Origin of the sequence: Faucicola mancuniensis (genome assembly GCF_046523945.1) — a bacterium.
In the GTDB taxonomy this organism is placed as follows: domain Bacteria; phylum Pseudomonadota; class Gammaproteobacteria; order Pseudomonadales; family Moraxellaceae; genus Faucicola; species Faucicola mancuniensis.
Genome location: NZ_CP171363.1, coordinates 2,567,504 through 2,583,772, shown reverse-complemented (window position 1 = coordinate 2,583,772; position 16,269 = coordinate 2,567,504). Strand labels below are relative to the sequence as shown.

General features: G+C 40.9%; 11 protein-coding genes. All 11 read left to right on the top strand.

The genetic code is table 11. From position 1 onward, the window contains the following. Positions 1-295: 295 nt before the first annotated feature. The 11 genes from ACGTJS_RS12735 (at position 296) to ACGTJS_RS12685 (ending at position 16,267) form a co-directional block, all read left to right on the top strand. Positions 296-6,961: a filamentous hemagglutinin N-terminal domain-containing protein gene (locus ACGTJS_RS12735; protein WP_410472345.1), complete on the top strand. Its 6,666-nt coding sequence runs from the start codon at positions 296-298 to the stop codon at positions 6,959-6,961. Positions 6,962-7,014: 53 nt separating this feature from the next. Beyond that, positions 7,015-11,235 carry a hemagglutinin repeat-containing protein gene (locus tag ACGTJS_RS12730; RefSeq protein ID WP_410472344.1) on the top strand — a complete coding sequence of 1,407 codons (4,221 nt, stop codon included), beginning with the start codon at positions 7,015-7,017 and terminating at the stop codon, positions 11,233-11,235. Next, positions 11,232-11,588: a hypothetical protein gene (locus tag ACGTJS_RS12725; protein ID WP_410472343.1), complete on the top strand. Its 357-nt coding sequence runs from the start codon at positions 11,232-11,234 to the stop codon at positions 11,586-11,588. Before ACGTJS_RS12730 ends, ACGTJS_RS12725 begins: the two co-directional genes overlap by 4 nt. An 11-nt stretch (positions 11,589-11,599) precedes the next feature. After that, the gene (locus tag ACGTJS_RS12720; RefSeq protein ID WP_410472342.1) at positions 11,600-12,079 is read left to right on the top strand and encodes a VENN motif pre-toxin domain-containing protein; all 480 of its coding nucleotides are present in this window, start codon (positions 11,600-11,602) and stop codon (positions 12,077-12,079) included. Next, positions 12,066-13,334, top strand: coding sequence for a polymorphic toxin-type HINT domain-containing protein (locus ACGTJS_RS12715; RefSeq protein WP_410472341.1), 1,269 nt, complete (start codon positions 12,066-12,068; stop codon positions 13,332-13,334). The genes ACGTJS_RS12720 and ACGTJS_RS12715 overlap by 14 nt, the downstream gene beginning before the upstream one ends. Further along, positions 13,331-13,993, top strand: coding sequence for a hypothetical protein (locus ACGTJS_RS12710; RefSeq protein ID WP_410472340.1), 663 nt, complete (start codon positions 13,331-13,333; stop codon positions 13,991-13,993). The genes ACGTJS_RS12715 and ACGTJS_RS12710 overlap by 4 nt, the downstream gene beginning before the upstream one ends. 45 nt (positions 13,994-14,038) lie before the next feature. After that, the gene (locus ACGTJS_RS12705; RefSeq protein ID WP_410472339.1) at positions 14,039-14,467 is read left to right on the top strand and encodes a polymorphic toxin type 47 domain-containing protein; all 429 of its coding nucleotides are present in this window, start codon (positions 14,039-14,041) and stop codon (positions 14,465-14,467) included. Between the two features lie 3 nt (positions 14,468-14,470). Beyond that, positions 14,471-14,896 carry a hypothetical protein gene (locus ACGTJS_RS12700; protein WP_003668954.1) on the top strand — a complete coding sequence of 142 codons (426 nt, stop codon included), beginning with the start codon at positions 14,471-14,473 and terminating at the stop codon, positions 14,894-14,896. Between the two features lie 177 nt (positions 14,897-15,073). Continuing rightward, positions 15,074-15,436, top strand: coding sequence for a hypothetical protein (locus ACGTJS_RS12695; protein ID WP_410472338.1), 363 nt, complete (start codon positions 15,074-15,076; stop codon positions 15,434-15,436). Further along, positions 15,433-15,849 (top strand): hypothetical protein, encoded by a 417-nt coding sequence (locus ACGTJS_RS12690; protein ID WP_410472337.1) that lies wholly within the window; start codon positions 15,433-15,435, stop codon positions 15,847-15,849. The genes ACGTJS_RS12695 and ACGTJS_RS12690 overlap by 4 nt, the downstream gene beginning before the upstream one ends. A gap of 76 nt (positions 15,850-15,925) precedes the next feature. After that, a complete protein-coding gene (locus ACGTJS_RS12685; protein ID WP_410472336.1) occupies positions 15,926-16,267 on the top strand; it encodes a hypothetical protein in 342 nt (113 codons plus the stop codon). Positions 16,268-16,269: the final 2 nt, after the last annotated feature.

Below are 16,269 nucleotides of genomic sequence, written 5' to 3'. Positions count from 1 at the left end.
AATAATGTATATTTTAAAAAAGATAGAACAATATATCAACACAACCTATGAGTTTGTCATTGATTTTCTAGGTTTACCTGATTTTTGTTTTGACTTATTTCCACCCATACCAATTGTTCTATCATTATTTTTTGTCCAGTTACTATTTTAAATAACTATAAATTGAAAAAGCCATCAACTGTTTATCAAAGACTAAACTTAAATTTAACGATAGCAGACCCTATTAATTTATTAAAAAAACTATACAAAAACACGGATAGGGGTTAAAATACCGATAAAAATTAGGAAACCCCATATGAACAGCCGTCTGTATCGTGTTATCTTTAACAAACACCTAGGTCGATTAGTTGTTGTCTCAGAAAAAACTGTGGCACAAGGCAAAGCCGGTAGTCAAGGTGCGAATAGTAACAAGGTAGTTTTAGCTGACAGCCAACTAGATGGAAGCAATGAGGTCGTGTACTACTGCTATAGCAAATGGGTTAGTCTCACTGCTGCTGTCCTTGTCAGCATAGGAGTAGCAAACGTTGCCTATGCTGAGATACAGACCCAAATCATTGCAGATAAGGGTGCTCCTAAAAATGAGCAAGCCACGGTGTTAAACACTGCCAATGGCTTAGCCCAAATTAACATTCAAAGCCCAAATAGCCAAGGGGTTTCTAAAAACACCTTTAGTCAATTTGATATCGGTGGGCATGGGGCTATTATTAACAACAGCCGTACCAATGTACAAACCCAAACTGCGGGTTGGGTAGAGGGTAACCCATGGCTTGCCAAAGGTGAAGCCAAACTCATCTTAAACCAAGTCAATTCTAGTAATCCAAGCCAGTTAGCTGGCTACACCGAAATTACGGGTAGTAAAGCCGAACTGGTGATTGCCAATCCCGCGGGTATCACCTGCTCAGGCTGTGGTTTTATCAACGCTGCTCGTACCACGCTCACCACCGGTAAACCCACCTTTAACAACGACACTTTAACCGGATTTCAAATAGGTAGCGGTAAGATGACCGTTGAAGGCAAAGGCTTAGATGATAGCCAAAGCGACTATACCCAGCTGATTAGCCAAGCCACTGCCCTTAACGCTAAAGTTTACAGCAAACAGCTTGATGTCATTACGGGTAACAACACGGTTAGCTATGAAACCAATCCAGCCACCACTAAAATTAGTCACAACGGTGTCAATCAAAGCACGGGCGTGGCTTTAGACATCTCAAGCCTAGGCGGCATGTATGCTGGCAGAATTCGTCTGATTGGTACCGACAAAGGTATGGGGGTGACCAATGCTGGTGACATCAGCAGTAGTAGCACACTCACGCTAGACAACCAAGGTAACCTCATTAACACCGGCTCCATGAACGCCAAACAAGGGGTAAATCTAAAACACACCGGTAGTATTGACAACCAAGGCACCGTTAGCGGCACCGATAGTGTCAAACTGGACAGCCCAACCCTTAAAAACAGCGGCGTCATTAGCAGTCATAAAACCGATGCCACTACTCAAAGCCAAATCACTAACACAGGGCTCATCAGTGCCGGACAAGTCAATATAAAAACCCCAAGCCTGGTAAACCAAGGTATTGAACAAACCGGCAGTGGTAAACTTGATGTGACCAGTCAACACTTAACCAACCAAGACAACGCCGTCATTGGTCAAAGCCTATACGACAAGCACCCAGCGACGACTACCCCAACCCTAGCCACTGCCCCATCAACCGCACAAACTGGATCAACCAAGCAAGTGGCAAACTCAACCGCTACCACACCGACAACGGACAGCCATCAACCGGTGCTTGCACCCATAACCGCCGATGGCAATATCCAAGCGGACAATTTAGTCAACCAAGGCAATAATGCCGTCATCACTGCCAATGGTGCCATGACAGTGACCAGCCCAAGCGTTACCAATCAACGCCAAGGTAGTATTGTGGTTAATGGATTAAACACCCAAGCAATTGACAACATCAACAGTCGTATCCAACTTGACAAACTCGATTGGCAGTTAACCCGTTTTAACAACCAACAAGGGCAAATTGTTGCCAAACAAGGGATTAGCCTCACCGCCCCGCAAATTAACAACCAACAAGGTGTCTTAGCCACCCTAGGCGATATTAGCCTTAGCACAAGTGAATTAAACAATCAACAAGGCAGTATTCAAGGCAAACAAGCCACCATCACGGCTACCCAAGTTTACAACAGCCAAGGCACGATTCAAGCGGAGGGCAATTTAAACCTTGATAGCCAAGGCAACCTGACCAACCAAAATGGTCATATCATGGCTCAAGGTGATGCGAGCTTACATGCGACCGATATCAAAAATGACAAAGGCAGTGTGGTAGCAGGTGGTAAACTCAGCACCACCAGCCAGACACTTACCAACAGTGGGCAACTGTATGGCACCACAGGTAATACGCTTACCATGGGCAGTCTGACCAACACGGCTACGGGTTTAATCGCCGCTCAAGGCAACACCAATATTCACGCCCAAACCGTCAACAACACCGGCATATTAGCCGCAGGCATTGACACCCAAGGCAATTTAAGCACCACCCCAGCCAACCTAACCATGAATGCAGTGGGTATACTCACCAGTAGTGGTACCCATATTGCGACCGGCAAAGCTAGCTTACAAGGCAATCCAACTGACTTAAATGGCAGCAAAACCCAAGCAGCGGATATTGAGATGGCAAGCCAAGGGGATTTATCAACGAAAGGGGCAAGCCTTACCGCCATCCATCAGTTGACGCTGGTTGCTAAAGGCACGCTAAATAACCAAGACGGTACACTAAGTGGTCAAACCCTGCAACTAACAGGCAACCAGCTAAATAACCAACGCGGCTCAATTAGACAAAGTGGTACTGCTGACTTAACCTTTAATTTCGCTGGCGGTATTAGCAACCAACAAGGTCAGATTGCCACCAATAGCCAAAACTTCATAATCAATACCCCAACGTTAAAAAATAAAGCGGGTCGTATTGAACATGCAGGTAATGGTCAGTTAAGTTTAACCGCAAATAATGTAAATAACAGCGACAAGGGCAATATCTTAAGCCTAGCCGATCAAACCTGGCAGATTGCTGGCGATATTGATAATAGCCAAGGACAAATTCAAGGGGATGGCTTAACCGTTAGTGCACATACCCTAATCAATACCGACGGTCAAGTGGTTGCTAGCAATACCACAGGAACCGTAAAAGCCAATCAACTTAACCTCAAGGGTGATTTAAACAATACCGGTAACGGGGTTATTTACAGTGATAATGGCAGCTTGGTCCTAACGGCTCAAGCGGTCACCAACTCAGCTCAGCTAACCAGTCGTGGGGACTTAAACCTTAACAGTCAAATCTTGAACAATCGTGGCAGCATTTCAAGTTTAGCCAATACGCATATCAACAACCAAACTAATTTGAGCAACACAGCAACGATTGCCGCCCAAGGTCGTTTAGCAATTCAAACCGGTGAACTTAATCAAGCCCAAAGTAGTCGATTGGTGGCAGGATTAAGCCCTGATAATAGCTTATCAACCACCCCACAACACTTGACCATCACCAGTACTGGTGTACAGCATAACCAAGGTAACAATGTTGCCAGTGGGGGTATGACAGTCACGGGTTCAGCACTCGACTACCACGGCAGTCGTAATCAAGTGGTTAATCTGTCATTAAACACCTTGGGTAATATCGATTTAAGTCAATCACAAAACAAAGTTAGCCAACAAGCCAGTTTCACCGCCAACGCCCTTAACCACAATGCCGCTATAACGCAAGCCGATAGTTACCAACTTAAAGTGCAATCACTGTCCAACCAACGAGGCACCCTTGAGCAAACAGGCACTCAAGACTTTGTATTAACCACGGGTACCATTGACAATCAGCAAGGTCACTTAGGCGGCAATGCCACCAATCTTAGCTTAATGGCAACGGGCGATATCCAGAACCAAGGTGGCGAAGTCATTCATGCCGGGACTGGCACAGCGACGCTAATTGCCCAAAATCTTGATAATAGCCAAACGGGCAAACTGCTATCCAATGGCAAACTAACTGCCACGGTGTCTGGTACGCTTAACAATGATATTGGGGGTATACAAGCCGATCAACTTTCCGTCACCGCAGGCAGTTTAAATAATAACCAAGGTCAGGTCATTGCCAGCACAGGTGATTTAACCGTAAACGCTGGCATTCTAGCCAACAGCGGTGAAAAAGCTGTACTCCAAAGTGCTCAAGCATTGTACGTCAATGCACGAACCTTAAATAATGATACGAAAGCTCAGCTATTAGCCAATACCACCGCTGATATCCACGCAGACACCCTCAATAATACCAATGCTGGTTTAATTTATAGCAATCAAGCATTAAACATCGGCGGTGACACCTTAAACAATAATGCTACCATCAGCAGCCAAGATGCCATTACCGCAAGCAGCCAAAAACTGACTAACCAAGCGAGCGGTAATATTCAAGCGGGCAAAGATATCAACTTAACCCAACAAACCTTAACTAACCAAGGTGTGATCAGCACGCAAACCAATATCAACTCAAGCACGCAAGGCGTCATGGACAACCATGCTGGTCAAGTCATTGGTAATAATGTGACTATAGCTGCTCAAAGCCTAAATAACCAAGGTGGCAGTATCCAACAAGCGGATAAAGATGGTCAACTAACCTTAACCACGACTGGTTTGCTAGATAACCAAAACACCCAAGGCGAAGGTCGGGGGATTTTAGCCAACGGCAAAGCCGTATTGCAAGCAAGCGATATCTCCAACCAATCAGGTCTAATCAATGCTACTGATGCCTTATCGCTCACCAGCACAGGCAATGAGATTAACAATCAACAAGGAGTGATAGGCAGTAATCAGCAGTTAATCATCACAGGCACCAGTGCCACACTCAACAACCAAAGCGGTAAACTGTGGGGCGATAGTACCACGATTACCGCCAATGGTTTAGCCAACACGGGAGTCGGTAGCCTTATCAGTGCCACTAAGAATATGACTTTAAACGTCAATAGTATTGATAACCAAAACACCAAACAAGATTTAACCAAAGTTAGTCTCAATCAAGGTATTGTGGCAGGTAATGACTTAGTGATTCATGCCCAAACCTTGAATAACATCCAAGGGCAACTATTAGCCAATCAAGGCATCCAGGTTGCGATGGGACAAAGCCTAACTAACACTAACGGACATATTGAAGCCAAAACCATTACCACTCAAGGCAGTACGGGCAACATTACCAATGCTGGCGGTGTGATTCGAGCTAATGAGACGAGCTTGAGTGCTAGTTCTATCAGCAACGGCGGCGAAATCAGCGGCAATCGCCTGACACTTAACCAAATGGTTGACTATACCAATGCCAAAGGTGATAAATTACTCGCCAATGAATTAACCATCACCACTCAAGGCAATGTAAATAATGACGGTACGTTATCTGCTGACAAACAACTGACGGTCAATGCCAAAGACATTAACAACACCCAAACCGGTGAATTAGTCAGTAATGCCTCCACGTTATTAAACGCCACTGGTGATATCAACAATCATGGGTTAATTAATGGTAATGACACCTTGATTACTGCTGGCAATGCGGTGAATAATTTAAGTGAGGGTCGTATCTATGGCACGCATTTAGCGATTAAAGCCGATACGCTTAATAACACCCCAGGCAATACGCTTAATTCTGCCCCAGTAATTGCCGCTCGTGAACGCTTGGACATTGGGGTAAAAACCTTAAACAATAACCCAAATACGGCACGTCGTGGTAAATTTAACAGTGATTTTAATGGTCAAGCTCAGATTTTAAGTAATGGTGAGTTGCACATTGGGGGTGATTTAGACAGCGAGAATCATGCCACTGGCAAAGCCACCACCGTGACCAACCGTGGGGCAACCATTGAGTCATTGGGTGCGATGCAGATTGCCACTGAAACACTCAATAATATCAATGCGGATTTTAAAACAGCGTTAAAGGTCCTTGAAAATAATCCGATAGTTGAGTATAGCATTTCAGGTGATGGTAGTAATCCAATTTATAATGAAAAAGTAGTTGAAATTACGTCTGAAGATAACAATGACGGACGCCATAGATTAAAAATTCTAAAAACGGGTGAGCTATATGATAATTATTATGGCTACAAATATACAGAGCTATTAAGTGGGCAAGACACCGTGACTAGTGACCCGAGTCGAATTGTTTCGGGTAGTAACATGGTATTTGACTTGGGTAAATTTAACACCAATAAAAGCCAAATTATTGCTGGCGGTACCATTAAAGTAAATGGTCAAGCAGGCAATGTGGATGCTGAAGCCACAACTATCACTCCCAAATACAGTTACGAGAATTTTAATGGTACCCATTATAGCCCTTATGAAACCTGTCGGAGGAGTATAGGGAATTGGTGTTACAAAGGAAAATGGGGTACAAATACTAATTCAACCCCATTAGATATGGCTCAACCGCTGAATCCTAAAACAACAGGTACTCCTTATGATTTAAAAATTCTCAACATTAATAATCCAGTTAGTGGCGTGTATGTCACCGCGGTCACAGTTGCCAATCAAAATCAAGCCAATCAAGCTCAAATTGATACCAAACAAGTGGCAGCTGTCAACCAAGCGATTGGCAATTTACAAACGCTCCTAACAGTCGTCAAAACAGCCAATAACGGCACACAAGTTGACCGTGCAAGCCTTGCTAGGGTCCAAGACGCCATCAAAGCCTTACAGGACTTCACTAAAACCAACCCAGTCAACCTAACCGCTGAGCAACAAAAACAGCTAGCTGACTTAGTGGTTGCCCAACAAGGAGGACAAAAAGTTGATATCGCCACCTTAAGTGACCTTATCAACCAACTAAACCAAAGCATCAATACCCAAAAAGCTCAAGAAATTCGCACCCAAGGTACGCTGTCAGCTTACCCAACAGTGCTCTCTACAAAATCGACCCCAACAACCCCAACGGCTATCTAATCGTCACTGACCCTGCGTTTGCCGGTTATAAAAACTGGTTATCATCCGACTACATGATGAAACGCTTGGGGCTCAATCAGGACAATATGCACAAACGCCTGGGAGATGGCTACTATGAACAACACATGATTCGTGATCAAATCATGGTGCTCACTGGTAAACGCTTCTTAGGTGACTACCGCAGTGACGATGCCATGTACCAAGCCTTGATGGACAATGGGATTACCAGTGCCAATGCGTTAAACCTACGCCCAGGTATTGCCCTGACCGCTTCTCAGGTGGCACAGCTCACCACCGATATTGTCTGGCTGGTTGAACAAGACATGACATTACCTAATGGACAAACCCAAAAAGCCCTCGTCCCTAAAGTCTATGTACGCTCCAATGTTGGTGACATCAAAGGGGATGGCAGTTTAGTAGCGGGTTACAACACTGACCTACAACTCACAGGGGATTTAAGCAATTCAGGTAACATTGTGGGACATCATGCCTTGCGTGTGAGTGCCAACAATGTCAATAACAATGCTGGCGGTGTCATTCAAGGTAACTTTATCCAAATCAATAGTAAAAAAGACACCAACAACATTGGTGGTACCATCAAAGCTAACAGTGCTATGTCAATGAGTGTGGGCGGTAATTTAAACAACACCTCAACGACATATCACACAGAAAGCTCAAAAAACAAAAGTAATACTTGGCGTACTGGGCTTGACCAAATTGCCAGCATCTACGTGGGAGATGGCTTAAAAGGTCAAGTGGATAATGAAGGCAACCCACTGACCACGTTAGCCATTGATGTGGCAGGTAACACGAGCTTCAATGCCAGTCAGCTGATTAACCATGGTGGTAGCACCCAACTGATTAGCAGTGGCAATATCGCCTTTAATGCCGTCAACACTGGTTATCAAACCAACGCCATTCATGATAACAACAACTATATCAAAGCTGGGCATACTGAAGATGTTGGCAGTGTGGTGGTAGGCCAAGGTGACACCATCATCCGCTCAAAAAACGGCAACATTACTGGTACGGCAGCGACCATTCACAGTGAAGATGGGACAACCTATCTTAAAGCGGACAATGGGGATATCAGCTTTAAAGAAGGTCGAGAAACCAATAACGTAGAAACTGCTAGTCGCTCCACCCAAAGAAACTGGTTAAGTAAGAAAACCAACCAAGACAACTACAGTTATAACAATGATTTAGCCATCAAAGGCAGTATTAATGGTAACCGTGTCATCATTGATGCCAAAAACAACGTGCATTTAACGGCAACCGATGCAATCAGTCAGCAAGGCACCTATATCAAGGGTGGAAAAAACGTCACCATTGATGCAGCGACTAACACTGAACATCAAAGTAGCAGTCATGGCGAGAAAAAATCTGGGCTATTTGGCAATGGGGGTGCCAGCTTCACCATTGGCACACAAAGAACCCAAAATCAAAACAGCACGGACAGTGTGTCACATACTGGTAGCATTGTCGGAACTAAAAATGGTAACACCATTATCACGGCAGGTGAGCATTATCAGCAAACTGGCAGTAAAGTCTATGCCAAAAACCAAACCACGAACAATGTGCATGATCTCAATTATGGCACGGTGGTGATTAATGCCAAATCGGCAAACGTGAGTAATACTACTGCCACAACGCAAACACACAATATCCAAAGCCAAAAAACCAGCGGATTAACCGTGAGTGTGTCTAATAGCTTAATCGATCAGGCTCAAAGCATTAATAGTCTACTGAAAGCGGGTGAAACCACCAACAGTGAGAAAATGAAAGTCATGGCGGGTATTGCAGGCTTTAGTAAGCTGCGTACCTTAGATAAAGGCGTACAAGGTGCTGTTGATAGCTTACAAAAAAGTGAGTTAAGCAAAGAAGGATTAGCTGGGGTAGGCAATACTCGCATTCAAGCCACACTTGGCAGTCAATCCAACAAAAGCGTGCAAGATAGCCTATCAGGTAAAAATGAGGCATCAAGCATTGATGCCAATAACTTAGTGTTAAACATTGCAGGCAAAGGTAAAGACAGTGACTTTACTGTGACAGGCAGTGACATCAACTTAGTGGGAGACTTGTATAATAACGTTGAAGGTGATGTGATTTACCAAGCCGCATCCAGTACAGGCTATGACCGTACCAGTAATAAATCTAATGGCTTTGGCATTGGGGTGTATGCCAGCACGCAAAATGGAGCAGGTATTACTGCCAATGCCAATATGGCAAAAGGTTATGGCAATGGCGAAACCACCACCAATGCCAACTCTCATATCAATGTCGGTGGTACAACCTATCAAAACATCGGTGGTAACTTGGTGCTTGATGGTGCGGTGGTGAAAGGTGATTATGCCACAGGTCACATCGGTGGCGGGATTATTGCGACCAGTCGTCAAGATACCGCTAAATATGACGGTAAACAAAAAAATGTAGGCTTTAGTGCCGACGTGTCTATGCAAGGCATCCCACAAAATGTGAGTATCAATGGCGGTAAATCCAATCTCTCCATGGACTTAGCCCAAGTGACTGAGCAGACAGGGCTACAGTACCAATCTTCTGATATGGTGGTTGATGGTAAAAGCTCTTTTAATGGGGCATATTTTACCACTGCCACCCCTGAAGCGAATCAGACTCAGTTTAAAGGTGGGTTAGAAGTCGGTGATATACAAAACCACATTCATTATCACGGTCAATCGATAAGTGGCGGTATCAGTGCAGGGTTAAATGCCAACAAAACAGGGTTAGCTTCGCCGTCTATCAGCGGTATTGGTTATGGTAAGGTGGGGGATAGTGATACCAGTACCACGTATGGGGCGGTGACAGGGATGGCAGGGCAGTCGCAGGTGACGAATAAGACTGTAGACATACTCAATGAGCCGTTAAGAAATACGTTTAATGCAGAACAGTTAAATGCTGAACTTAACAATCAAACTCAGATTACGCAAGCGTTTGGGCAGGAAGCTCCGAAGGCTGTGGCTGAATTCTCACAAAGCCGTATCAATGCGATTAAAAATGACGCGAATCTGACCGTTGAACAAAAATTGGCTGAAATCAAAAAATGGGATGAAGGCGGTGTTTACCGTGTGGCTTTGCATACAGCAACTGGATTGTTGGCGACTGGGGGTATGGAGGGTGCATTAACCACAGGTGGTGTTGCTACCATTGCTTCAAAACTGAATGAGTGGCAAGACACACTTACCACCAAACTCATAGAAAAAGGCTTTGAAAAAGATACCGCCGAAAGTGTCGGTAAATTCACCCTAACTCTTGCAATTATGGGAGCAGGTGCAAGCACAGGACTTGACACCAGTAGCACAGCCTATGCGGTAAATACGGATGTGAATAATCGCTGGCTACATGATAGCGAAATTATCAAAATATTTGGTAAAAAAACACAATTAGAGCAATTTGCCAAAGAGCAGGGAGTTACCTATGAAGAAGCTTGGCGAGCTGTGTTAGCTCAGGCTTATAGAAATGCTGATGATAATTTTAGAAAAACTCACCAAAGTAGTGCAGAATCTAAGTTATCAAAAGCAGCAGAGGATTTTTTGAGAAAAAATGATTTATATATTAAAACGACAGCACAGGAGAGAGCTGACAGCGATCAAAATATCAGCAATGAAAGATATAAGTCATTATTAAATTCTGTGTTATCAAACACGCCAAAACAAACACAACAGCAAGTTAGTCAGGCGGTGCTAACACAAATAGCAAAAACAAGTGCTGTGGGTGCTGCAAAAGGTGTTGGCAATATACCATCTGATGCCGCTAATGGTGTTGCTAATATATTCCATAGAGAAGTCAAGCCTACCTTTCCTTACAGTAATGAAGAAGAAGCTAATGTTGGCAGATTAGCACAGAATGCGGTTGGGACTGGTACGGTGTTGGTGGGTGGAGCTAAGTTTGGTTCAAAACCAAGTTCCAAATCATATTTTCAGCGAACTTTTCAATCATCAGATCCTCATGTGGCAGACGTTGCCAATGCTATTGAAAGAGCTTATCCAGGATTGGTTAAAGATGTTAATGTTCCGATGCGTAGAGCTGACAACTCATTAATTACGGATGCTGATATCTTGCTCAATAACGGTATTATTATTCAAGTTAAATCTGGTGGTGGAAAGGGTCTTACTTCCCAAGTATCAAGAACGGAGACTGGAACAGGGTTAAAAACTATTGGCTATGGTCCTGACTTAAAACCATCAATCATACAGAACTCAAACGGAAAAGCGACAAAGTCGTTAGAAGAATTGATAAAAATGGTGGGTAATCAATGAATATACTAACATTGTATGTTTCAAAAGGTGACCAAGATTATTTTGAGAAATGTTTAATGATTTTTTGTGAAAGAATAAATAATATTTTTTATCACAATGATTTTTATATCGATATCAATGAGTTTATCTTGGTTGAACTGGATTATGATGAAATCATTTATATTGAAAATTACATTAGCGATTTTGTTGCCTATTCAATTATTTGGAAAAATCTATATTCACTATATGATGTATTAAAAAGAATGAACTTAGATATAATTTTTTTCATTGACAATGATAATGGAGAAATCATTAATAATGACAATCTTTTTTTAATGGATTTTGATGATTTTGAGAGTTGGATTAAATTTTGAAGGTTGTTTAGGTGGCGGTTGAAACCAAAGCCCAACAAATAGACAGCAATCTAAGATTGTTTGATGGTATCACTTCTGCCTTGTACGCTCCCAACTCAAATGGTATACTAGGCGACACAGCAAGAGCAGTTAGCCCACAAGTCGCTTATAAGATTGGACAGTATTTTAAAGGTAATGATGCCCTAAATGGTCTTGATGGCGGTGATAGAAATGGCGAGGGGTCAGCTCCTCATATTCTCGCTCATGGTGTTTTAGCGGCAGCAGTGAGTGCAGCGTCGGGGAATGATGTTACCACAGGGGCATTGTCGGCAATGGGGGCTGAGGCGAGTGCTAAGGCAGTGTCAAAGTATCTGTTTGGGGTGGATAAGCCAAGCGAGCTGACGGCTGAGCAGAAGCAGACGGTGACTAGTATTGTAAGCCTTGCAGGGATTGGGGTAGGGGCTACAACTGGCGATGTGGCTAGTGTGGTGAGTGCTGGTGAGTGCTGGTGAAGTGGCAAAAGTGGCGGTTGAGAATAATACATTAAAGAAAAGCGATGTTGATGATTTATTAAGACAGATAGCCTACGCTAAAAGCCATTATGATAGTGTCAAACTTAATGAGGAGATGATTAGAATCAGAAGTCTTGCTGCAAAGCTAGCTCACGATAACTTTAAACAAATTGAAGCCTGTCAGAACCACCCCACACCCGAGTGTATAAGTAAAATAAAAACAGAATACAAAGATGTAAATTTTGCTGGTTTACAAGATGCTTATCGTGAATATCAAGGTACCTATACCATTTTAAGTGGTTATGAATCTCGTAACAACTCACTTCTTTCATGTGCTAACACCAATTTTGCAAATTGCATTATTACTGCTGACGGCATAAAAGTTATGCAGGAGGGTGCTTATGCAGCGATAGGTATTAGGGGAGGTGGTGCAGTAACCAATGGGAGTGGGGGGACTAATAGGGTTGCTAGAACTGATACCAAAAAAGCCGACAAGCCGACAACCACCCAAGCCAAAGCAACCTGCACCACTGGCATCTCTTGTTTTACCGCAGGTACACTCATTGAAACCAAAGATGGCTTAAAAGCCGTTGAAACCTTTACAGGTGGTGAGTTAATTTGGACACGAAATGACATTACCCTAGAATATGGCTATCGTCCTGTCATTGCCACCAAGGCAACACTTGACCAACCAATTTTCCAAGTCACGGTCAAAAATCAGCAAGGTCAGATAGAAACCCTAGAAACCACAGCCGAACACCCATTTTGGATTAAAGATACAGGCTGGCTAAAAGCCTCCTTACTAGAACAAGGCATGATACTGCTTGATAGAAACAATCAAGAAGTAGAGGTATTAAGCCAATTTCTGATTCCAAACCACACCGATACCGTCTATAATATTGAAGTAGATGACTTTCACACCTATCATGTGGGTAGATTGGGTGTGTGGGTGCATAATGCGGATTGTTGTGGGGTTGCTCTTTCTACACTTGAATCTCATGTTGAAAAATCAGCGAGAGGCACAGGAAAACTTCATCATATTACAGAACCTGAGCTAAAGCAATTAATATTAGATATTGGTTATAATAAAGATGAATTGTTAAAAGCAAAGGCAATTTTGGAGCATAGTATTAAAGTGCGGAAAACTGAAAAACAAAAATTTGGTGGCAGACTGGATAAGCCGCACAATGATAGGATAAAAATGGAAGAAGGCATCTTAAGCAAAATTGATAACATGTTAAAGGAGCTAGAGTGATGAAAGATATTTTTTTAATCAAAGATAGTTTTGAAAAAATTATCTCAAATCAATATGAATTTAATAGTGACAAATACTCTGAATTATTGGAAACATTGATATTTATTGATTGTATAAATAATCCAATAGAATGTTTAGAATTTATGTCAAAATCTGATGATTATTCGGTAATTTTTGCACTATCATATATCCTTGAACACACCTCAAGAGATTTTATGAAAGAGAATCAAAATAAAATCGCTGATATTATCATTAAGGCAATAAAAAAAGGCTATGATAGAGCTAATTTTTACTTTTCTGAAAGCTTATTATATGTAATGGATAGGGACATTGATTATATATCGTACATAGATTTATTGATAGAATCAGATAGTATTCCTGTACAAGATATTGCTTTAACTCACCTTTTTAGACTGGAATTAAAGGACTTAATTATATTTGAAAAGTTATCACAAAATTTAAATTTTTCTTATATGCTAGAAGGTTTTGACGATTTTAAAAGTTACTTATCAATTAATGATAAGTCTGGCGTTTCAATAACTCAAAAAAAGATTGTAGCTATGTCTTACTATAAAAAATATAATAGCAAAAGAGATACCTATAATTTGTTTGGTGAAAAAAATCAATATATATTTGATTTTATTTATTTTTTACCATAAATTGACATACTACCCAACCACACCGACACCGTCTATAATATAGAAATGGATGACTTCCACACCTATCATGTTGGTAGATTGGGTGTGTGGGTGCATAATGCGGATTGTTGTGGAAGGGGGCTAACTGGCAATAACTGGACATTTAATCCTAATAAAGATGTGGATTTAAGGGGAACTGGTAAAAGCTACAGAGATGCATTGGATGAAGCATTTAAAAGAACTGGTGTGCCAAAAGAACAGTTTGTTATCACAAAATGGGTAAAAGATAAATATGGTAAATCAATTCCTGTTGAATATTCAGCACCAAATGGTGCTAATGTAAATATAGATATTCCAAAATTTAATAATGTGACTAATGGTGTTTTGGGGAATAGCCCACACCAACCACACATTGGTTATCAAAATACTGGAAAAGGTTCTAATCGTATCAGAGGACATATCTTTGTTGATGAAATACCTGCTACTAGGAGATAAAATATGGGTAATATTTCTGAACTTATACGGGTTTGTAATGATTTAGACATTTCATTTAATATGATAAATGGAGATGAAGCCAATCAAATAATATCACAAGTAATAAAATTTTTTAATCCAGAACAAACAACAGGTCATTTATCAATTTCTAACGACAGCAATAAGGCTTTAAAAATTCCTTTGGAGGGCAATGAGTTTACATATTCAAAAAAATTACCCAAATGCAAGGGTTATATTTTTTTTGACTTAGAATCTAAAGATAGAAATAATATTTTTATTTTTAATAATGTACAAGATATATGTGATGTTATGTCTGAAAGTTTCGGTATGGAATATTTTCTCTTTGATGAGTATTTTAATTATCTTATAGTTGTTAATTGGTATGTTATAGAATTGACAGATGGGGCAAAGAAATATTTAATTGTTTAAAATAACCAATACCTACTACCCAACCACACCGATACTGTCTATAACATCGAAGTAGATGACTTCCACACCTACCATGTGGGTAGATTGGGTGTGTGGGTGCATAATGCGGATTGTTGTGGGAATAATACATCGTTAGCTTCCAAATGGAGCAATATAGAATTTAGCTCTAGACATTCTTTGGATAGCTTAAGCATCCCCAAGAAAACTGGTAATACTATAGTATATGCCGATAAAAAAGACATTAATGCTGATATTCAGGAAATTAGAGAAAAAGGTGAATCTATTAGATCTGGTAATACATTCAAGGTATCTAGCGGTCGAGTGTATGAAATACATGGTAATTCAGTTCATCCAGTTAGTGGTCCTAAAACCATTAATATAACATCTATTGAGTATAAAATTTTAGCATTGACAAAAAAAGAGGGTGGTTTACCTAATGCTTATAGATCCTTGGATATTCAATATTCAAAAGGAATAATCAATAAAGAACAATATGATAGAACAAAGATGTTGATAGACATGATTAGGGATAAAAAATGAGTGATAGTTTTTTATTTTTTACAAATAAGTATATAACAGAGTGTGAAGTTATGCATTATTTAAATAATCATAGTTATTACACATTTGAGTCTATGGATTTCCCAAACAATGGTGCTGATTTTTTTGTTATGTATAACAATTACAAATGCTCATTTTCAACAGAAATCATGCTTATATCAAAAACTATAGATTGTAATTATATATTACAGCTGTTTAAGGATTTTGCTAAAAAATTCTCCTGTTTGATTCTCACCGAATCCTACTCTCTTATAAATTCAAATGCAGAATACATCGTCATTGATGATAATGGTAGCATATTTAATGTTGATATTATTGAAATGTATGATGATAATAAGGAATTTCTTGGATTGAATATTGTTGAGAATTCTATGATGCTTCTGAGAAATAACTAACACAAAAGTAGATGACTTTCACACCTATCATGTAGGTAGATTGGGTGTGTGGGTGCATAATGCGGATTGTTGCGGAATGGGTACGGTATACAATAATATTACGCCAACACAAGAATTTGTAACAGGCACAAGTATACCAAAATCCTTTGAATTAGCCACATCATCAGGCAGGTTTTGGGTTCACCCCAATGCTACAAAGCATATGGTAGAAAATGTGACAAGAAAAGGTATGGATCCAGAAACTCAAAATATACGAAGTCAAGCAATTTTGACAAGTTTTCATTCTGCTGTTAATAAGGCTCTTACAAAAGGTATAGAGTATGATAAAATGATTTATATTGATGGATGGGAATTTATTTTCACTAAAGGTAGAAGTGGAGATAGGCTTCCAGTAATTAAACATGCTCTTTATAAGTGATT